The organism is Stutzerimonas stutzeri (assembly GCF_000952685.1).
GTDB classification, from domain to species: Bacteria; Pseudomonadota; Gammaproteobacteria; order Pseudomonadales; family Pseudomonadaceae; genus Stutzerimonas; species Stutzerimonas stutzeri_E.
The window spans coordinates 78,687-98,412 of sequence record NZ_JYHV01000010.1; the positions used below are offsets into that span (position 1 = coordinate 78,687).

General features: G+C 62.7%; 17 protein-coding genes. 5 read left to right on the forward strand and 12 right to left on the reverse strand.

Features of this window, described 5'->3' with window-relative positions; genetic code table 11:
- The first annotated feature begins 16 nt into the window (after window positions 1–16).
- From UF78_RS03515 to UF78_RS03525, 3 genes are all read left to right on the forward strand, one after another.
- A complete protein-coding gene (locus tag UF78_RS03515; protein WP_045160651.1) occupies window positions 17–904 on the forward strand; it encodes a 3-keto-5-aminohexanoate cleavage protein in 888 nt (295 codons plus the stop codon).
- A 109-nt stretch (window positions 905–1,013) separates the two neighbouring features.
- A complete protein-coding gene (locus tag UF78_RS03520; protein WP_045160652.1) occupies window positions 1,014–1,979 on the forward strand; it encodes an L-carnitine dehydrogenase in 966 nt (321 codons plus the stop codon).
- A gap of 152 nt (window positions 1,980–2,131) precedes the next feature.
- Window positions 2,132–2,599 carry a thioesterase family protein gene (locus tag UF78_RS03525; RefSeq protein WP_045160653.1) on the forward strand — a complete coding sequence of 156 codons (468 nt, stop codon included), beginning with the start codon at window positions 2,132–2,134 and terminating at the stop codon, window positions 2,597–2,599.
- Window positions 2,600–2,823: 224 nt separating this feature from the next.
- Here UF78_RS03525 and fdhA read toward each other — a convergent pair whose 3' ends face one another.
- The 8 genes from fdhA to gbcB all read right to left on the reverse strand — a co-directional run bounded on the left by fdhA (window position 2,824) and on the right by gbcB (window position 13,484).
- Window positions 2,824–4,023, reverse strand: a complete 1,200-nt coding sequence (gene fdhA / locus UF78_RS03530) for a formaldehyde dehydrogenase, glutathione-independent (protein WP_021209821.1) — start codon at window positions 4,021–4,023, stop codon at window positions 2,824–2,826.
- A 156-nt stretch (window positions 4,024–4,179) separates the two neighbouring features.
- Window positions 4,180–5,037, reverse strand: a complete 858-nt coding sequence (gene purU, locus UF78_RS03535; RefSeq protein ID WP_045160654.1) for a formyltetrahydrofolate deformylase — start codon at window positions 5,035–5,037, stop codon at window positions 4,180–4,182.
- Between the two features lie 117 nt (window positions 5,038–5,154).
- Window positions 5,155–5,784, reverse strand: a complete 630-nt coding sequence (locus UF78_RS03540) for a sarcosine oxidase subunit gamma (protein WP_045160655.1) — start codon at window positions 5,782–5,784, stop codon at window positions 5,155–5,157.
- Window positions 5,785–5,856: 72 nt separating this feature from the next.
- Window positions 5,857–8,889, reverse strand: coding sequence for a sarcosine oxidase subunit alpha (locus UF78_RS03545; RefSeq protein WP_045160656.1), 3,033 nt, complete (start codon window positions 8,887–8,889; stop codon window positions 5,857–5,859).
- Window positions 8,886–9,212, reverse strand: coding sequence for a sarcosine oxidase subunit delta (locus UF78_RS03550; protein ID WP_045160657.1), 327 nt, complete (start codon window positions 9,210–9,212; stop codon window positions 8,886–8,888). The genes UF78_RS03545 and UF78_RS03550 overlap by 4 nt, the downstream gene beginning before the upstream one ends.
- Window positions 9,213–9,268: 56 nt before the next feature.
- Entirely contained in the window at window positions 9,269–10,519 is a 1,251-nt protein-coding gene (locus tag UF78_RS03555; protein WP_045160658.1) for a sarcosine oxidase subunit beta family protein, read from the reverse strand.
- A gap of 121 nt (window positions 10,520–10,640) precedes the next feature.
- The gene (gene glyA / locus UF78_RS03560; protein ID WP_045160659.1) at window positions 10,641–11,894 is read right to left on the reverse strand and encodes a serine hydroxymethyltransferase; all 1,254 of its coding nucleotides are present in this window, start codon (window positions 11,892–11,894) and stop codon (window positions 10,641–10,643) included.
- A gap of 489 nt (window positions 11,895–12,383) precedes the next feature.
- The gene (gene gbcB, locus UF78_RS03565; RefSeq protein ID WP_045160661.1) at window positions 12,384–13,484 is read right to left on the reverse strand and encodes a glycine-betaine demethylase subunit GbcB; all 1,101 of its coding nucleotides are present in this window, start codon (window positions 13,482–13,484) and stop codon (window positions 12,384–12,386) included.
- 401 nt (window positions 13,485–13,885) lie between these two features.
- Here gbcB and gbcA point away from each other — a divergent pair, with 401 nt between their 5' ends.
- Window positions 13,886–15,175, forward strand: coding sequence for a glycine-betaine demethylase subunit GbcA (gene gbcA / locus UF78_RS03570; RefSeq protein ID WP_045160662.1), 1,290 nt, complete (start codon window positions 13,886–13,888; stop codon window positions 15,173–15,175).
- Between the two features lie 267 nt (window positions 15,176–15,442).
- Complete coding sequence (locus UF78_RS03575; protein ID WP_045160716.1) at window positions 15,443–15,949, forward strand: gluconokinase; 507 nt, start codon at window positions 15,443–15,445, stop codon at window positions 15,947–15,949.
- A gap of 11 nt (window positions 15,950–15,960) precedes the next feature.
- Here the strand turns inward: UF78_RS03575 and siaD are convergent, their stop codons facing one another.
- From siaD to siaA, 4 genes are read right to left on the reverse strand one after another with little or no spacing between them, the layout of a single operon-like run.
- The gene (siaD, locus tag UF78_RS03580) at window positions 15,961–16,749 is read right to left on the reverse strand and encodes a biofilm regulation diguanylate cyclase SiaD (protein ID WP_045160663.1); all 789 of its coding nucleotides are present in this window, start codon (window positions 16,747–16,749) and stop codon (window positions 15,961–15,963) included.
- A 9-nt stretch (window positions 16,750–16,758) separates the two neighbouring features.
- On the reverse strand, window positions 16,759–17,136 hold the full coding sequence (gene siaC, locus UF78_RS03585; RefSeq protein ID WP_045160664.1) for a biofilm regulation phosphoprotein SiaC: 378 nt from the start codon (window positions 17,134–17,136) through the stop codon (window positions 16,759–16,761).
- 20 nt (window positions 17,137–17,156) lie between these two features.
- Window positions 17,157–17,702 (reverse strand): biofilm regulation protein kinase SiaB, encoded by a 546-nt coding sequence (gene siaB, locus UF78_RS03590; RefSeq protein ID WP_045160665.1) that lies wholly within the window; start codon window positions 17,700–17,702, stop codon window positions 17,157–17,159.
- 28 nt (window positions 17,703–17,730) lie between these two features.
- Window positions 17,731–19,722 (reverse strand): biofilm regulation protein phosphatase SiaA, encoded by a 1,992-nt coding sequence (gene siaA, locus UF78_RS03595; RefSeq protein ID WP_045160666.1) that lies wholly within the window; start codon window positions 19,720–19,722, stop codon window positions 17,731–17,733.
- Window positions 19,723–19,726 lie beyond the last annotated feature (4 nt).

Genomic DNA, 19,726 nt, shown 5'->3' on the forward strand with positions numbered 1-19,726 from the left:
AAACAAGGACCTAACCGTGAACTACGAAGTCATCGTCACCTGTGCGGTGACCGGTGCTGGCGATACCGTCGGCAAGCATCCGGCCATCCCTGTCACGCCCAAAGAGATCGCCGCCGCCGCCATCGAGGCGGCCAGGGCTGGCGCCACGGTCGCCCATTGCCATGTCCGCGACCCGCGGACCGGCAAGCCGAGCCGTGATGTGGCGTTGTACCGGGAGCTGGTCGAGCGCATCCGCGAAAGCGATACCGATGTGATCATCAATCTGACCGCCGGCATGGGCGGCGATCTGGAGATCGGGCGGGGCGAGCAGCCGCTGGAATTCGGTAGCGGTACCGATCTGGTCGGTCCGCTGGAGCGTCTCAAGCATGTGCAAGAGCTGCTGCCGGAGATCTGCACGCTGGATTGCGGCACGCTGAATTTCGGTGATGGTGACTTCATTTACGTCTCCACACCGTCCCAGCTGCGCGCGGGCGCCAAACGCATCACCGAGCTGGGCGTGAAGGCTGAGCTGGAGATCTTCGACACCGGTCACCTGTGGTTCGCCAAACAGATGCTCAAGGAAGGCCTGCTCGATGATCCCCTGTTCCAGATCTGTCTGGGCATTCCTTGGGGCGCACCCGCGGACACCACCACCATGAAAGCCATGGCCGACAACCTGCCGGCAGGCGCGATCTGGGCCGGTTTCGGCATCGGCCGCTCGCAGATGCCGATGGTTGCCCAGGCCGTGCTGCTGGGCGGCAACGTGCGGGTCGGCCTGGAGGACAACCTATGGCTCGACCGTGGTGTGCATGCCAGTAACGGCCAGCTGGTCGAGCGAGCCATCGAGATCATCGAGCGCATGGGTGGACGAGCCTTGACTCCCGCCGAAGGCCGCGACCGGATGAACCTCAAGAAGCGCGGTTGAAACGCCCGTAGGCACCGAGCCCGACGTGCCGGCATTACGCCGTCGCGCCTGGCGCCTCGGCTGCCAATCGAAGCCCCGGGATTGCCGGGACACACAAGCAGGAGCCGCTATGGCCTTTGTCACCGAAATAAAGACCTTCGCCGCCATCGGAACCGGCGTGATCGGCGCAGGATGGATTGCCCGAGCGCTGGCCCATGGCCTGGATGTGCTCGCCTGGGATCCGGCACCGGGTGCCGAAGCGGCTTTGCGTACGCGCATTGCCAATGCCTGGCCGGCGCTCGAAGCGCAAGGCTTGGCGCCGGGAGCCAACCAGGCCCGGCTGCGCTTGGTCGAAACCATCGAGGCCTGTGTGGCGGATGCCGACTTCATCCAGGAAAGCGCTCCGGAGCGTCTCGCACTCAAATGTGAGCTGCACGCGAAGATCAGCGCCGCGGCCCGTCCAAACGTACTGATCGCGTCCAGCACGTCGGGCTTGTTACCCAGCGCGTTCTACGCCGACGCCGTACAGCCCGAGCGCTGCCTGGTCGGGCACCCGTTCAATCCGGTGTACCTGCTGCCCCTGGTAGAAGTGGTTGGAGGCGAGCGGACCGCACCGGAGGCCGTACAAGCCGCTGTCGACATCTATGAAGCATTGGGAATGCGCCCGCTGCATGTGCGCAAGGAAGTGCCTGGCTTCATTGCCGACCGCTTGCTCGAAGCGCTGTGGCGCGAAGCCTTGCATCTGGTCAACGACGGTGTCGCCACCACCGGAGAAATCGATGATGCGATTCGCTTCGGTGCCGGCCTGCGATGGTCGTTCATGGGGACATTTCTCACCTATACCCTGGCGGGCGGTGACGCCGGTATGCGCCATTTCATGGCTCAGTTCGGGCCGGCCTTGCAGTTGCCATGGACCTATCTGGAGGCGCCGGAATTGACCGACGCGTTGATCGACAAGGTGGTCGAAGGCACGACCGAACAGCAGGGCGCCCGCGGCATCGCCGAGCTGGAGCGCTATCGTGACGATTGTCTATTGGCCGTAATGGCTGCGATCAAGCAAACCAAGGCACGCCACGGTTTCGATTTTGCAGACTGACTACGCCATACGGGCAGTGCTTCATGCCGCGTGCCTAGCCGCAATGGCGTAGAGGATGAAGCCATACGCCGTTCGCTGCTAGATTGCCCGTTCGGTCTTCGAGTCCGCCGCAACGGGCTCTTGCCACTCGACTTCCGTCTCCGAGGATCACCATGCTTCTGACCAGCTACCGCACCGTCATCCCGGCCGAATGGGTGGACTACAACGACCACCTGCGTGATGCCTTCTACCTGCTGATCTTCAGCTACGCCACGGATGCGCTCATGGATCGCATCGGCCTGGATGCAGCCGGGCGTGAGCGCACGGGGCATACGCTGTACACCCTGGAATGTCATCTCAACTACCTGAACGAGGTGAAGCTCGGCAGCGAAGTCGAGGTACGTACCCACCTGCTGGCATACGATCACAAGCGGTTACACGTTCATCTGGGTCTCTATCGTCCCGGTGACGAGCAGTTGCTGGCGGCCAGCGAGCAGATGTTGATGAATGTCGATCGCGGCGTTGCGCGTTCGGCGCCGTTCGACGAGGAGGTGCTGGCGCTGGTGCAGGCGCTGCACGAGGCGCAGCGGGACCTGCCCAGGCCCATCCATATCGGACGGGTCATCGGTCTGCCAGGCTAAGTGGTGTTCGCATCGGGTCGCCGGGTGTGCATGCTCTAAGCCGGCGCTCCCGCAACCAGGCGTGGCGTTTCGACTGTATCTAGCGGGCAGCGCCCGAACAGCGAGTCGATAGGCGCTCGCCAAAAAAAGAGGAGCCGTAAGGCTCCCCAAAGTGCTTCATGTCAGGGGCCTGCGGAAGCGATCCGCAGGGAGAGTTACCTGCCGGCGACCGAGCAGGCGGCGAATCAGGCTGCGCTGAACATCTTGTGCGGGTCGATGACGAATTTCTTCGGCACGCCGGCATCGAACTCGCCGTAGCCCTGGGGTGCCTGGTCCAGGCTGATCACTTGCACGCCGACAACCTCGGCGATATTGATGCGGTCCCACATGATCGCCTGCATCAGCGCGCGGTTGTATTTCATCACCGGCGTCTGACCAGTATGGAAACTGTGCGACTTGGCCCAGCCCAGACCGAAGCGGATGCTCAGGCTGCCCATTTTCGCTGCGGCGTCCACCGCACCCGGATCCTCGGTCACGTACAGACCGGGAATACCGATCTTGCCGGCGACTCGAACCACGCCCATCAGCGAGTTGAGCACGGTGGCTGGCGCCTCGTGCTTGGCGCCTTCATGACCATGGCCGCGAGCCTCGAAGCCCACGCAATCGACCGCACAATCGACTTCCGGCTCGCCCAGCAGGGCGGCGATCTGTTCGTGCAACGGGGTGTCCAACGACAGGTCGGCGATCTCGAAACCCTGGGCCTTGGCGTGGGCCAGGCGGGCGGGGTTGAGGTCCCCGACGATCACCACCGCGGCGCCCAGCAGGCGTGCCGAGGCGGCAGCCGCCAGACCGACCGGGCCGGCGCCGGCGATGTACACCGAGCTGCCTGGGCCGACACCGGCGGTGACCGCGCCGTGGTAGCCGGTGGGCAGGATATCCGACAGGCAGGTCAGGTCGCGGATCTTCTCCATCGCCTTGTCGCGGTTGGGCAGCTTGAGCAGGTTGAAGTCGGCGTAGGGCACCAGCACGTATTCGGCCTGACCGCCGGTCCAGTCGCCCATGTCGACGTAGCCGTAAGCGCCGCCGGCACGCGCCGGGTTGACGGTCAGGCAGACGCCTGTGTGCTGTTCCTTACAGGAACGGCAACGGCCGCAGGCGACGTTGAACGGTACCGAGACCAGGTCGCCGATCTGCAGGTTCTCGACATCGCTGCCTTTCTCGATGACTTCCCCGGTGATCTCGTGACCGAGCACCAAGCCGACCTGGGCGGTGGTGCGGCCGCGCACCATGTGCTGGTCAGAGCCGCAGATGTTGGTGGAAACGACACGCAGGATCACACCGTGTTCGATCTTGCGCCCGCGGGGGTCCTGCATCTTGGGATAGTCGATTTTCTGGACTTCGACCTTGCCTGCGCCGAGGTAAACGACGCCACGATTGTCAGCCATCTGCCTTTCTCCTTTGTGTTTTTGTGAATACAAGGCGCGACGGGAGGCCGCGCGGGCTTGTAGTGGAGCTTTCAGTTGCCGCCTGGGTCAGCCGGCAGTTGTCTATTGCGGATCTGCTCGCCGCTTCGCGGATCGCAGTTCCATGGTGTCCGAGCCTTACAGCACTACTGTGCGGTTGGCATGCAGGAACACGCGTCGTTCGAGGAAATAGCCGACCGCCTTGGCCAGCGTCAGACATTCAATGTCGCGGCCCTTGGCGATCAGGTCTTCCGGATAGTGGGTGTGGTCCACCGCCTCGACGCCCTGGGCGATGATCGGCCCTTCGTCGAGGTCGTTGTTGATGAAGTGCGCGGTGGCGCCGACCAGCTTGACGCCTTTCTGGTAGGCCTGGTGGTAGGGCTTGGCACCCTTGAAGCCGGGCAGCAACGAGTGGTGAATGTTGATGGCGCGTCCGTCGAGCGTCCGGCACAGCTCGGGCGAGAGCACCTGCATATAGCGTGCGAGCACCACCAGCTCCGCGCCGCTGTCCTCGATCACTTGCAGCACCCGGCGCTCTTGGGCCGGTTTGTCGCGCGGATCGAGCGGGAAATGGTGATAGGGAATGCCGTGCCAGCGTGCCAGGGGTTCCAGATCCGGGTGGTTGGAAACCACGGCGGCGATGTCCATCGGCAGCTGGCCGATGCGCTGGCGGTACAGCAGATCGTTCAGGCAGTGATCGGACTTGGACACCATGATCACCACCTTGGCCCGGTAACCCGGTGGTGTCAGCTCGGTATGCATTTCGAAGGGCGTGACGCGGTCGATCAGGCCGGTGCGGAAGTCGGCCTCGTCGAAGCCGTCTGGCGCGCGAAATTCGACCCGGATGAAGAAGCGGTTGACCAGGCGATCATCGAAGCTGTGGTGCTCGGTGACGTAGCAGCCCTGTTCGAACAGGTAGCGGGTCACCACATCGACGGTGCCGAGCAAGCTCGGGCTGTGTGCGGTGAGAATCCAGGTATCGGGCGTGCGGCTCATTGTCAGGCTCCCGGTAATCGTTGCCAGGCGTAGGGTGGATGGGGCGTGCAGCTGTCCCTCCACCCATTTACCTTTGCTGTACCACGGTGGACGAAAAAGGCATCGCCCACCCTGCGCTCACGCCTCGATCGCCAGCCCGTACTCGGCGCTGGCATCCTGCAGCCAGAGCCAGATGTAGTCGGCGAAGCTGCGCCGCACCACCAATTCCCATACATGCTCGGCGGTGTGGCGAATCACCAGCTGGCTCTTGGCGAAATGGGTCCCTACCGCCTTGCCCACCGGGAAGTTGCCCGGATGCACGTCATAGGGCGTCGATTTCATCAGCAACTCACGCACCTTTTCTCCGGAGAGTTCGAGCAGGGTTTGTCCGCCGCTGACATTGACCACCTGGATGTGCTGCCCGGACAGCGCGTCGCGCAGCCGCTGTTCGGTGGCGAATTCCTCGCCCTGCGGCACGATCAGCAGCCATTCGTCCGGGCCCATCCACTGCAGCGAGGTCTCGCCTTCGGCCACCAGCGTCAGCGCGACCGGCAACGGGAGTCCGAGGGCCTGCTGCACGCCGTTGGCAAAGGCTGGGTCGTGGGCGTCGCCGCGCAGGGTCAGGTGACCGCGCAGCTTCTTTTCACGCAGGCGGATGCCGGCCCCGGCGCGGCCCTTGCCGACCAACTCGGCGAGGCCGGCATGGTGCAGCGGCGATTGCCCCTCGAGATTGTCCGGGCGTTGTTTGTAAACGTTCACTGCGGTCATGGTTTACCTGCCTGGCGCCGCTAGGCGCCGTTGAATTCCGGGGTGAGGTGGCGAGCCAGCCTCACGCTCACCTCACACGTTCTGCCGCTCGCCTTTCGGGTCGTAGAACACCGAGCTGACAATCTCGGCCTCGATCACGCTGCCATCGACCAGCGGTGCGAAGACTCGCTCGCCGATGCGCTTGAGGCCGCCCTTGACCAGTGCCATGGCGAAGCTGTAACCCATGGCCGCGCTCATGTAGCTGGAGGTGACGTGACCCACCATGGTCATGGGTACGGGCTGTTTCGGGTCGAATACCAGCTGCGCGCCCTCGGGCAGTACCTTTTTCCGATCCAGCGGCTTGAGGCCGACCAGCTGCTTGCGGTTTTCCTTGAGGCAATCCTCGCGGTTCATCCCGCGCCAGCCGATCCAGGAGAAGGGCTTGGTCCGGCCGACGCACCAACCCATGTTCAGGTCGTCCGGCGTGACGGATCCATCGGTGTCCTGGCCTACGATGATGAAGCCTTTCTCGGCACGCAGTACGTGCATGGTCTCGGTGCCGTAAGGCGTCAGGCCGTGCTTCTTGCCCGCCTCGATGATCTGCTCCCATACCCCCAGAGCGTAGTCGGCCTGGACGTTGACTTCGTAGCTCAGCTCACCGGTGAAGGAGATGCGGAACACCCGCGCAGGTACGCCGCCGACCTTGCCTTCCTTCCAGGTCATGAACGGGAAGGCGTCCTTGTCCAGGTCGATGTCGGTGACCTCGGCCAGCAGCTTGCGGCTGTTGGGACCGGACAGGGTCATGGTCGCCCAGTGGTCGGTGACCGAGGTGAAGTACACCTTCAGTTCCGGCCATTCGGTCTGGTGATAGATCTCCAGCCATTCCATTACCCGTGCCGCGCCGCCAGTGGTGGTGGTCATCAGGAAGTGGTTGTCGGCCAGACAGGCGGTCACGCCGTCGTCGAAAACCATGCCGTCTTCCTTGCACATCAGGCCGTAGCGGGCCTTGCCCACGTCCAGCTTGGTCCAGGCATTGGTGTAGACGCGGTTGAGGAACTCGCGTGCATCCGGGCCTTGGATATCGATCTTGCCGAGGGTCGATGCGTCGAGGATGCCAACCGCATTACGCACGGCCAGACACTCGCGGGCCACGGCGGCGTGCAGATCTTCGCCCTTCTTGGGGAAGTACCAGGGACGCTTCCACTGGCCGACGTCCTCGAATTCGGCGCCGTTCTGCAGGTGCCACTTCTGCATGGCGGTATAGCGCTTGGGCTCGAACAGCTCGCCGCAGTGAGCACCGGCTACGGCGCCGAAAGTCACCGGCGTGTAGTTCGGGCGGAACATCGTGGTGCCCATTTCGGCGATGCCGATGCCCATCGAATGCGCAGCGATGGCCAGGCCGTTGATGTTGCCGAGCTTGCCCTGGTCGGTGCCGAAGCCCAGTGCGGTGTAGCGCTTGACGTGCTCGACCGACTCGAACCCTTCGCGAGTGGCGAGTTTGATGCCGGCCGCAGTGACGTCGTTTTGCAAGTCGACGAATTGCTTGGGCGCACGCTCGGTGGGCTTGTCATGCGGCACATGGAACAGAGCGACGCTGGCTTCCTCGGCGCGCTGTTCGACCCTCGGCACGCTGCCGGTGACTACCTTGAAACCAGTCTCGACGGCCGCTTTGGCACCAGCCTCGAAGCCGTCGGCGAGGGCGTCGCCGAGGGCGAACACGCCGTTCACCGCACCAGCGCAGCTGCGCTGCTGGAAGCCCTCGCCGGGGACGAAGGCGAGAATATCTTCGCGCCAGATCGGACGGCCACCGAGGTGTGAGGCCAGGTGGACCACCGGACTGTAGCCGCCGGAGCTGGCGATCAGGTCGCAGTCAATCACCTCGCCAGAGCTGGTGACTTTATGGTTGGCGATGTCGATGGAGCAGATCCGTGCGCCGGTGACTCGCTTGCTGCCGCGTGCCTCGACCACTGCACTGCCGGTGAGGACACGTACGCCGCGCTTGCGCGCTTCCTCGACCCAGGCGCCACGCGGATTACTACGGGCATCGGCAACCGCCACCACCTGATGGCCGGCGTCCAGCCAGTCGAGCACCGCGCGGTAGGCATAGTCGTTGTTTGTCGACAGTACCAACTGACGGCCCGGTGCCACGCCGTAGCGGCGTACATAAGTGGAAACCGCATCGGCCAGCATGTTGCCGGGCACATCGTTGTTCGAATAGACCAGTGGGCGCTCGTGAGCGCCGGTCGCCAGCACCACACGCTTGGCTCTCACGCGGTGCATGCGTTGACGCACGATTCGCTGGTTGAACGCACCCATGGGTGCTACCTCACCGAGGTGGTCGGCCAGGCGTTGATGAATGGTGAGAAAGTTGTGGTCGTGGTAGCCGTTCACGGTAGCCCGCGGTAGCAATGTCACTTCCGGCATTTTCTCCAGCTCTGCGATGGCGCTCGCGGCCCAGTCGGCGGCGGGTTTGCCATCGAGCTTCTCGCGTGTACTGAGCAGGCTGCCGCCGAACTCTTCCTGCTCATCGGCCAGGATCACCCGGGCACCACTGCGGCCGGCGGCCAGGGCCGCTGCCAGACCAGCAGGGCCAGCACCGACTACCAAGACGTCGCAATGTTGGTTCACGTGGTCGTAGCTGTCCGGGTCATTCTCCGTGGGCGCGCGGCCAAGGCCTGCGGCCTTACGAATGTACTTTTCGTAGGTCAGCCAGAGGTTCTGCGGATACATGAAGGTCTTGTAGTAGAAACCGGGCGGCATCATTCCGCCGCCGACCTTGCCGAGAATCCCCATGAGGTCGGTGTTGACACTCGGCCAGCCGTTCACGCTGTTGGCGGTCAGGCCGGCGTACAGCGCTTGCTGAGTGGCACGCACGTTGGGGATCTGCGCTGCTTCGGTACCACCGATCTGCAGCACGGCATTGGGCTCTTCGGCCCCGGCGGCGACGATGCCGCGTGGGCGCGAGTACTTGAAGCTGCGACCGACCACATCGACACCGTTGGCCAGCAGTGCTGCGGCCAGGGTGTCGCCGGCGTAACCCTGATAGGTTTCGCCGTTGAAGCTGAAGGTCAGGGGCTGGCTGCGGTCGATGCGGCCACCTTGGGAAAGACGATTGACCTGGCTCATGCCGTTACTCCTTGGTCGACAGCCTTCTTCGCAGCGAGCGCAGCCTCAGTCACGCTGGGCCGTTCGCCGATCTTGTAGGTCTCGAGAATTTCGTAGCTCACCGTATGACGGGTGACGTTGAAGTACTGACGGCAGCCCGCCGCGTGAATCCACAGTTCGTGGTGGATGCCGCGCGGGTTATCACGGAAGAACAGGTACTCGCCCCATTCCTCGTCGGTGCAGGCGTTCGGGTCCAGCGGACGGGGTATGTGCGCCTGGCCACCCGCGTGGAACTCTTCTTCGGAGCGCAGTTCGCCACAGTGAGGGCAGAAGATGTGCAGCATGGTCGGTACCTCCAGAAAACCTTCCTCCCTCCGCCGTCGGCGGAGGGGGCACTAAATCAGTGTGCGACCCCAGCCGCGCCGTGTTCGTCGATCAAGGCGCCGTTGTGGAAACGTTCGATCGAAAACGCCTTGGCCAGCGGGTGCATCTCGCCCTTGGCCAGGCTGGCGGCGAACACGTGGCCCGAACCCGGTGTGGCCTTGAAGCCACCGGTGCCCCAACCGCAGTTGAAGAACAGGTTCTTCACCGGGGTCTTGGCGATGATCGGGCAGGCGTCCGGGGTGGTATCGACGATGCCGCCCCATTGGCGATTCATGCGCACCCGCGAAAGAATCGGGAACATCTCGACGATCGCCTGCAGCGTGTGTTCGATGGTGGGGTAGGAGCCACGCTGACCGTAACCGACATAGCTGTCGATGCCGGCGCCGATGACCAGGTCGCCCTTGTCCGACTGGCTGATATAGCCATGCACGGCGTTGGACATGATCACGGTGTCGATGATCGGCTTGATCGGCTCGGATACCAGTGCCTGCAGCGGATGGGACTCGAGCGGCAGGCGGAAGCCGGCGAGCTTGGCCATATGTCCGGAGTTACCGGCGGTGACTACACCGACACGCTTGCCGCCGATGAAGCCCTTGGTGGTTTCCACGCCGATGCACACGCCGTTTTCCTTGCGGAAGCCGGTCACCTCGGTCTGCTGGATCAGGTCGACGCCCAAGGCGTCGGCGGCGCGGGCATAGCCCCAGGCCACCGCATCGTGACGGGCGACGCCGCCGCGGCGCTGTAGCGAGGCACCGAGAATCGGGTAACGGGTGTTCTTCGAGCAATCCAGGTAAGGAATCATCTCCGCCACCTGCTTGGCATCCACCACTTCGCCGTCGATACCGTTGAGGCGGTTGGCACTGACGCGGCGCTCGATGTCGCGCATGTCCTGCAGGGTGTGGCCGAGGTTGAACACGCCGCGCTGGGAGAACATGACGTTGTAATTGATGTCCTGGGACAGGCCTTCCCACAGCTTCATCGCGTGCTCGTAGAGCTGCGCCGATTCGTCCCAGAGATAGTTGGAACGCACGATGGTGGTGTTGCGCGCGGTGTTACCGCCGCCCAGCCAGCCCTTCTCGATCACCGCGACGTTCTTAACGCCGAACTCTTTCGCCAGGTAATAAGCGGTGGCGAGGCCGTGGCCGCCGCCGCCGACGATGACCACGTCGTAGACCGGCTTGGGCTTGGGGTTGCGCCACATGCGCTGCCAGTTTTCATGATGGCTGAAGGAGTGCTTGAGCAGGCCGAAGCCGGAATAACGTTGCATGTCGATGCTCCTGAAAAACGACCGCCTCGAAGCGGTGACGCAATGCGATTCGCAAAGTGGATCGCCGGTTATCGATCCACCGAGTTGCGGTGGAAGGCAACAGCGCCTCCCACCCTACGAATCAGCGGTACACCGGATAGTCGGCGCACAGCCCAGCGACTTGTCGGGCAACTTGTGCCTCGACATCGTCATCACCGAGGTGATCGAGGATGTCGCAGATCCAGCCCGCGAGCTCGACACTCTGATCTTCCTTGAGCCCGCGTGTAGTAATGGCCGGTGTCCCGATACGCAGACCGGACGTCACGAAAGGCGACTGCGGATCGTTGGGTACGGCGTTCTTGTTGACGGTGATGCCTGCACGACCCAAAGCGGCATCGGCGTCTTTACCGGTCAGGCCCTGCTTGATCAGGCTGACCAGGAACAGATGGTTGTCGGTGCCGCCAGAGACCACGTCGAAACCGCGATCGACGAATACCTTGGCCATGGCCTGGGCGTTCTTGATGACCTGGGCTTGGTATTCCTTGAAATCCGGCTCCATGGCTTCCTTGAAGCACACCGCCTTGCCCGCGATCACGTGCATCAACGGACCGCCCTGGGCACCGGGGAATACCGCTGCGTTGAGCTTCTTCTCGATTTCGGGATTGGCCTTGGCCAGGATCAGGCCGCCACGCGGACCGCGCAGGGTCTTGTGCGTGGTCGTGGTGACCACGTCGGCAAACGGGATCGGGTTGGGATACAGGCCGGCGGCGACCAGGCCTGCTACGTGGGCCATGTCGACGAAGAGCAGTGCACCGACCTTGTCGGCGATGGCGCGGAAGCGTGGGAAGTCCAGCGTCTTCGAGTAGGCGGAGAAGCCGGCGACGATCATCTTCGGCTTGCTTTCGACGGCCAGGCGCTCGACCTCGTCGTAATCGATCAGACCGGTGTCGGTGTCGATCCCGTACTGAACGGCGTTATAGAGCTTGCCGGAGCTGCTGACCTTGGCGCCGTGGGTCAGGTGGCCGCCGTGGGCCAGGCTCATGCCGAGGATGGTGTCGCCGGCGTTGAGCAGGGCAAGGTAGACGGCGCTGTTGGCCGAGGAACCAGAATGCGGCTGGACGTTGGCGTAGTCGGCACCGAACAGCTGCTTGGCACGGTCAATCGCCAGTTGCTCGACCTTATCGACATGCTCACAGCCACCGTAGTAGCGCTTGCCCGGATAGCCTTCGGCGTACTTGTTGGTCAGGCCGCTGCCCTGTGCCTGCATCACCCGCTTACTGGTGTAATTCTCCGAGGCGATCAGCTCGATGTGATGTTCCTGACGCAGTTCCTCGGCATCCATCGCCGCCAGAAGTTCGTCGTCATAGCCTTGAATTTTGTCTTGCTTGCTGAACATCGCGGATCTCCTAAAGGCGCAACGGCGCCATTCGCCTCGGTGAAGGCTTTTGTCTGTCTGGATGCGATGGTAGGGCTGGGCCTTGGCGCGAAGATGCCTGCCTGCGTCTTGTGGGAGTTCGTTTGCGACATGCTCCGTCGTTCTCGGAAACCTCGCGCAGGCCCCCGCCTGCCTGCGTCAAATTGCCGGTCACGCAGACGCAGGGCATCGCCCCGTGATAACGGTCGAGTCATGAACCAGGCGGCGTCGAGAAGAATGCAGGGGCTGAGCGAGTGGGCAGGGTAATGCTTCAGTGGGTGGCGGCAGTCACGCGACGATTTGGCGCTGCCGTATCAGGTTCGCGTGTCCGGTTTGGCTGCTTGGTCAATTTGCGGGCTGTCTCGCTGCCGCTCGCCTCGTGCGTGAATCGTTGACTGCGCGAGGCGTGCTAAGCAGGCCCGGCCGGGCGGCCAGACCTGCAGTGAAGGGCGGGCCGCCCGGAGGGGTGGCTCAGTAGTCGATGACCACGTCGCCCTGGGGCACGCTGCAGCAGGAGAGGATATAACCCTCAGCGATATCTTCGTCGGTGATCCCGCCGTTATGCTCCATGGTCACCTCGCCGGATGTCTTCATGACCTTGCAGGTGCCGCAGATGCCCATGCCGCACGCCTTGGGGATGTGCAGGCCGAGCTGAGCGGCCGCCGAATGGACCGTATCGCGCGGGCCGACGCGGATGCTCTTGCCGGTTGCGGTGAATTCCACCTGATTGAGGTCGGCCAGCGGCACATCGGGCGCTTCGGCAGCCTGCTCGGCCAGCTCCTTGACGTCTTCACGCACGTCGGCCGGCGTCGCGCCGAACGACTCCTCGTGATAGCGCTGCATGTCGAAGCCGTTGGCGGTCAGCAGGCGCTTGACGGCGTTCATGTACGGGGTCGGCCCGCAACAGAAGATTTCCCGGTCGGCGAAGTCCGGTGCGATCAGCTCCAGCATGCGCTGGTCGAGGTAGCCGCGATAGCCGGCCCAGGCCTCGCCCATGCCGTGCTTCTCGCAAATGATGTGCAGGCTGAAGTTGTTGACCCGCGACGCCATGTGCTCCAGCTCGCGGTGGAAAATAATGTCCTTGGGCGAGCGGGCGCTGTGGACGAACACCATATCGACGTTGGCGTTGGTGTCGAAGAACCAGCGCGCCATCGACATGACCGGCGTGATGCCGACGCCGCCGGACAGAAACAACGCTTTGTCGGTGGGGAAATCGATAGAGTTGAACAGCCCGACCGGACCGTGCACCGGCAGCAGATCGCCTTCGCTGAGGTTGTCGTGCAGCCAATTGGAAACCTTACCGCCCGGGATACGTTTGATCGTCAGGGAAAAACTGTAGGGCACAGAAGGTGAGCTGGCGATGGTGTACGAGCGCATCACCTGTTCGCCATCGATCTCCAATTCCAGGGTAACGAACTGGCCGGGCTTGAAGAAGAACATGATCGGCTGATCGGACATGAAGCAAAAGGTGCGAACGTCCCAGGTTTCCTGGATCACCTTTACGCAGCGCACCAGATGGCGGCCGTTGGTCCAGGTCTGGGTATTGACCGGATTGAGGAAATTGCTGGACATGCTCACCTCGATTGCGCGCTGGCTACAACGGCCTATTCAGGCCCTTTTCCAGGGCTGCGACTGCCACGACGCATGGCCCTTCTGGCGCAGAATTGTGCGCAACGCGCTGCGGCGTCACTTACCTATCCGCGACATCGGCATGCTTATCGCGACCAGCCCGGTGTCACGGGGGTTCGGGAGTCGGAAACGGATGTGTGCCTGTCGCCCATGGATAAGGTTTCCCTCTGGCGCCGCGACACACTCGGTCGCAGCCGAGCTAGGGAAGGCGGTCTCGCCGGAGTCGCTTTCCTTATTGACTATATGGATGCGGTCCGGCTCGCCGCCTTGCGTAGTAACCGAATAGCCACTTTTGTCGCCAGCCACAGACGCCTGCAAGGCGCGGCCGGCTTGAGGAGCAACCGATGGATGTCACTTCCAACCTGAGCCTGGGCGATCCGCTCGAACCCGCGCGTAAGGCTACTGCCGAAATGCTGCAGACGCGTGAACGGACGTTTTCGCTGCCGCAGCCGTTCTACAACGATGAGCGGCTATTCCAGCTCGACATGCAGGAAATTTTCCACAAGGAATGGCTGATCGCAGGCATGACCTGCGAGATTCCCGCGAAGGGCAACTTCCTGACGTTGCAGATCGGCAATAACCCGATCCTGGTCATCCGCGGCGCCGAAGGCACTGTGCACGCTTTCCATAACGTCTGTCGCCATCGCGGTTCGCGGCTGTGCACAAGCGACAAGGGCAAGGTCGCCAAGCTGGTGTGCCCCTACCATCAGTGGACCTACGAGCTGGACGGCCGTCTACTGTTCGCCGGCACCGAAATGGGCGCCGACTTCGACATGAACCAGTACGGGCTCAAGCCGGTGCAGTGCAAGACGGCGGGCGGCTACATCTTCATTTCTCTGGCAGAGAACCCGCCAGCGATCGACGATTTCCTGGCCACTCTGTCGCACTACATGGAGCCGTACGACATGGAGAACGCCAAGGTGGCGGTGCAGAGCACCCTGGTGGAAAAGGCCAACTGGAAGCTGGTGCTGGAGAACAATCGCGAGTGCTACCACTGCAATGGTGCGCACCCTGAACTGCTCAATTCGCTGCTGGAATGGGACGACGTCACTGATCCACGTGCCAGCCAGGCATTCAAGGACCACGTTGCCGAATCTGCAGCCAAGTGGGACGCCGAGAAGATTCCCTATGCCCATGCCAGCTTCGGCCTGCGCAACCGTATTGTGCGCATGCCGCTACTCAAGGGCACCGTGTCCATGACCATGGATGGTAAACAGGGATGCCAGAAGCTGATGGGGCGGATCAAGAACCCCGAGCTCGGCTCGATGCGCATCCTGCACCTGCCGCACTCATGGAACCATTGCATGGGCGATCACATCATCGTCTTTACCGTGTGGCCGATCAGCGCGCAAGAAACCATGGTCACTACCAAGTGGATCGTCCACAAGGATGCAGTAGAAGGCGTCGATTACGACGTGGCTCGCCTGCGCCAGGTCTGGGATGCCACCAACGACCAGGACCGTCGCCTCGCCGAGGAAAACCAGCGCGGGATCAATTCCACCGCCTACCAGCCCGGGCCCTACTCGAAGACCTACGAGTTCGGTGTGGTCAACTTCGTCGATTGGTACAGCGAGCGCATGCTGCACAACCTTGGCGCGGAGCCAGCGAACTATCTGCGACAGATCAACCAGTGATCCGATAGGCCGCTCGACGTCGGTGGCGTACCCGTATGCAGCGGGTGCGCCGCCAGCGTTTTCCCCAGCGGCAGACAAGCCGCTCATGCCGACGCGGGCCTTGGCGGTTCGCTCGCTCCGGCAGGCACCTCGCGATACGAGGAACTTCGGTACGCCCCTGTGACCGAAGAGTGGAAGTGCTCCCGCATGGGAGCCGATGGCGTCGCTGCCGAGCACGCGCGCCATCTTTTTTCCGAAGCCACAATTGCCGCAACGACGAGGATGCCAGTGATTGTCATCATCATGGGGGTAGCGGGTAGCGGGAAAACGACCATCGGCGAGAAGCTGGCTGCTCGCCTGGGATGTGGTTTCTCCGATGCTGACGAATTCCACAGCGAGGCTAACAAGCGCAAGATGGCCAGTGGCATCGCGCTGGATGACGAGGATCGGCGGCCCTGGCTCCAGGCGATGCGCGATGCGATCGAAACGCGGCACGAGCAGGGTCACGACTGGGTGTTCGCCTGTTCGGCTCTCAAACGAAGTTATCGTCAGTTGCTCAGCGGAGGCCACGAGGGGGTCGTCTGGGTTTATCTGGACGGTTCGCAGGCACTGTTGTTAGAGCGGCTGCGGCGGCGCTCCGGGCATTTCTTCGACCCCAGCCTGCTGTGCAGCCAGCTGCAAGCGCTGGAAAAACCCAGCGAGGAAGAGGCGATAAGGGTGGATATCACCCATTCGCCCGAACAGATCGTCGAGACGATTATCGAGCGCCTGTCGCACGCCGAGGCGAGCGACTAGGGGAAACAGAATCAGTCGTCGGCCAGCTCATAACGATCGCGGCCATTGCGCTTGGCCCTCAGCAGCGCCACGTCGGCGCGGTTGATGGTGCTGGAATAGTTCTCGTCGGCGCGCAACTGCGCAAGGCCCAGGCTCACGGTGACCGATAGCGAGTCGTCGTTGACTCGAACGCGCAGCTTGGCAACCGCCTGGCGCAGGCGCTCCATTACCCGAACGGCCTGTTCGCTTGTGGTTTCCGGCATCATCACCAGGAACTCTTCCCCGCCCCAGCGGCCGCACAGATCGTGCTCGCGGACTTCCGCTTCCATCACCCGCACTACATCCATCAGCACATGGTCGCCCACTTCGTGGCCATATTCATCGTTGATGACCTTGAAGCGGTCGATATCGATCATGACGATGCACAGCGGGCGCGAATAACGCTTGGCCCGCTCGGTTTCGTCGCGCAGGCGCTCGGTGAGCAGGCGGCGATTGGCGATCCCGGTCAGCGCGTCGTGGGTGGAGGCCTCTTTCAGCGCGATATTCAGGTCGCGCATCATCATCTGGTAGCGGTCGGAGATGCGCGCGACCTTTTCCAGCTGCCGCAGCTGTTTCTCGAAGCGCGCCGAAAGCGTCATTTCGCGGTCCCGGACGATGCTCTGATAGCCGTCGGAGACACGGGCGATCCGCTCGATCCGGTTGAGCAGGGCGTGATGCGCTTCCCACAGCTGGCTCAGCGCTTCATGCAGCGGATGATCCTGATTCCGGGGGTCGGACAAGGACTCCAGGACCTGGCTTTCCAGAGGCTTTTGGCCGCGCATACAGACCTTCTATTCGTCGCTGAGGATCATGAAGGGAAAGGTGCAGTCTTCCTTGAATTCCTCGGCCAGCTCCACCACCCGCTCGTTGCGTCGATCATAGTGCCAATTGACTGCAACCGGCTTGCCGTCCTGATGAGCCGCTTCGAGTAGGTCGAATATGTCCATCACCGCCTTGATGCTGCTGGTGTTCAGGTACAGGAGGTGCAACTCCAGGCGCAACGGTCGTCCGGCTTCGGCCAGATAGCGCTCGATCCACTCGATGACTTGGTGGAAAAGCTCGTAGGAGTTTTCCGGGTAGGAGTCGCCTTGCATGGCAAGCACGCCGTTTTCCCAGTCGGACTGAATGGCTGGCGATGACTGGCTGCCGACGATGGAGAAATCATTCATGTGCATTGTGCTCTTATGAGTCAGATGACCGCGCTCAGGCTGATGAACGAGCGGCCGTTGGCAACGGTTTGCAGTGATGCTTTCAGCGGCTCGCTGGATTTACGGGCGATGTCGATCAGGCCCAATCCGGCACCGCTGGCGGTGTTGTCTTCACGCGGTTTGCGCAATTGTTCCTTGTAGCGGACTTTGAGCTGGGCCTTGTTCAGGCCTGCCAGCTCTTCAATGGTGGCGAGCAGTGCTTCGCCGTCGGCGGTCTCGATCAGGTTGCCTGCGGAAACGACATAGCGGCCGTCGCTATCGTTGCGCGCTACCACCACCGTGGCGCCGGCTTCCTGGTCGGCCCAGTTGCGCACTTTGGCGTAATGTCGAATGTTCTGGGTCATCTCGATATACACGGCGAACACGTCCATGGCCGATGACGGGTTGGCATGATCGGCAGCCAGGTAGTTGCGCAACGCATTGCCGATTTCCTCGATCAGGCTGCGTGAGATCGGGCCGTTGAAGCACAGCATGATCTGCTGTCGGTTGTAGCTTTCGCGCATGGCGAACAGGTCAAGGGTTTCCATGGGGCAACTCGACTCCGGTGGATGGCGCTCAATCGAAACGGAAACACAGCATCGTGATGTCGTCACGCTGCGGATAATCGCCCTGATACTCGGCCAGGGTCGCTATGAACGCGGCGCCTTGTTCGGCCAAGGGCAGGCGCGCGTGACGCAGGATCATCTCGGCGAAGCGACTGTTACCGAAGCCATAGCCTAGCTCACCGCCTGCCTGATCGAGGAAGCCATCGGTGGCGAGGTAGAAGGTACGACCAGGCGTCAGTTCGAGTTCGGCGTTCTGGTATTCACCGGGGCGACGATCACCGATCGCGCGGCGGCCGGCCGGCAGTTCGTCGAGGGTTTCGCCGTCGCTGTAGTACAGCGCGATCTTGGCGCCGGCATAGGTCACCTTGTGGCGGTCGAAGTCGACATACGCGAGCCCCACGTCCATGTTGGTGGCCAAGGCGTGTTGGGTGGTGTCGTCGCGCAGCATTCGGCGCACGATGCCGTCTGTCCGCGCAAGGATGGCGGCCGGATCGTGCAAACCGGCGTCGGCGATGGCCTGCTCGATCGCGGCGTGGGCGAGCATGGTCATCAACGCACCGGGCACGCCGTGTCCTGCGCAGTCGACCACGCCGAGCAGGCAGCCCTGGGCGGTCGCGCGATAGACATAGAAGTCGCCGCCGACCACGTCGCGTGGATGCCAGAGCACCGCGTGACGGTCGTCGAGGTCGGCGATCAACTGGCGCTTGGGTAGGATGGCGTGCTGGATGAGGCTGGCGTAATCGATGGAATCGTCGATTTTCTTGTGTGCCGCCGCCATTTCGCGGTTGGCCTGCTCCAGCTCGCGCGTGCGGTCCTGGACGCGGCTTTCCAGCTCGCTGGTATGGCTGCGAACCTTCTGCGCCATGCTGCCGAATGCGGCGCTCAGCTCGCCGATCTCGTCGCCGCGATGGCTTGGCAGGGCCGCGTCGTAGTGCCCGGCGGCGATCGCCTGGGCGCTCTTGCGCAGTTGCCGCAGGGGACGTAGCACGCGCTTGTCGACCAACCAGACGCCGCTGACGATCAGCAGCAAGAAGAGCATCAGCACGGCGCCGATGGCAGGCAACAGCGGTTTGATCTCGATGACCTGGGCAGTACGCAGATCGACCGCGCTGGCGACGAACCAGTTCAGCTCGGGTACCCAGCTCATCGCCAGCAGGCGCGGCTCACCGTCCAGCGTGACTTGTAAAGTGGCGGTATCGCCGGGGTGTTCCCGGCTGAAGGTCATGGCTTCCCGCAGCGCGGTGGCTTGCTCGATGTTGTCCAGCAACCCCAGCACGTTGGTGGCCAACGACCGACCTTGCGAAGTGTCGGCATTGAGTGTCACCAGGGTCTGGTTGGGGTGGATCAGGATCGAGCCATAGCTGTCGAGCACCATGGATTCGACACCGGTCCTGTCGACCTCGATGAAATCGCTGATGAAGGCGCTCAGGCTGATGCCCGAACCAACCACCCCCAATGGCTTGTCGCCGTCCCGCACGACGATGTTGAACCAGATCTTGAGGTCCTGGGTGACGACGGAGCGGTCTACGTTGAGGTGATAAGGCGCATCCGAACGCAGCGTGGTGTAGAACCACTCGTCATCATCGGCGTCGGGCGTCATCTGATAGCGAGGGGCTTCGCTGGGGCTCAGTTTGTCGCTGTTGGAATAGTAGTTGTTGCTGCTCGCTGACGCAGCGAAGTAGGCGTGGTCGCTTAGTGCCCGTTGATAACCGGCCGCTTCGTTGAAAAACAGGGCACGTTTGTCGCCATCCTCTTCATCGAGCAGCCAGGCACGGGTGATTTGCGATTCGGCCAGGCGTTGCGCCAACGCCAGTTCACGGGTGACCGGGGCGAACAGGCGTTCGCGGTTGAGCTGTACCGCGTTGCGCGCGTAGGCTTCGCCGAAACGGTTCTGTACGCCTTTGAGCGCTTCGCGGCCGACCAGCGCGGCCACGCCGATCGCGAGCAGGAAAGTCAGCAATAGCGCCAGCAGCGACTTGCCGCGTAATCCCAGTGCCGCCATGTTG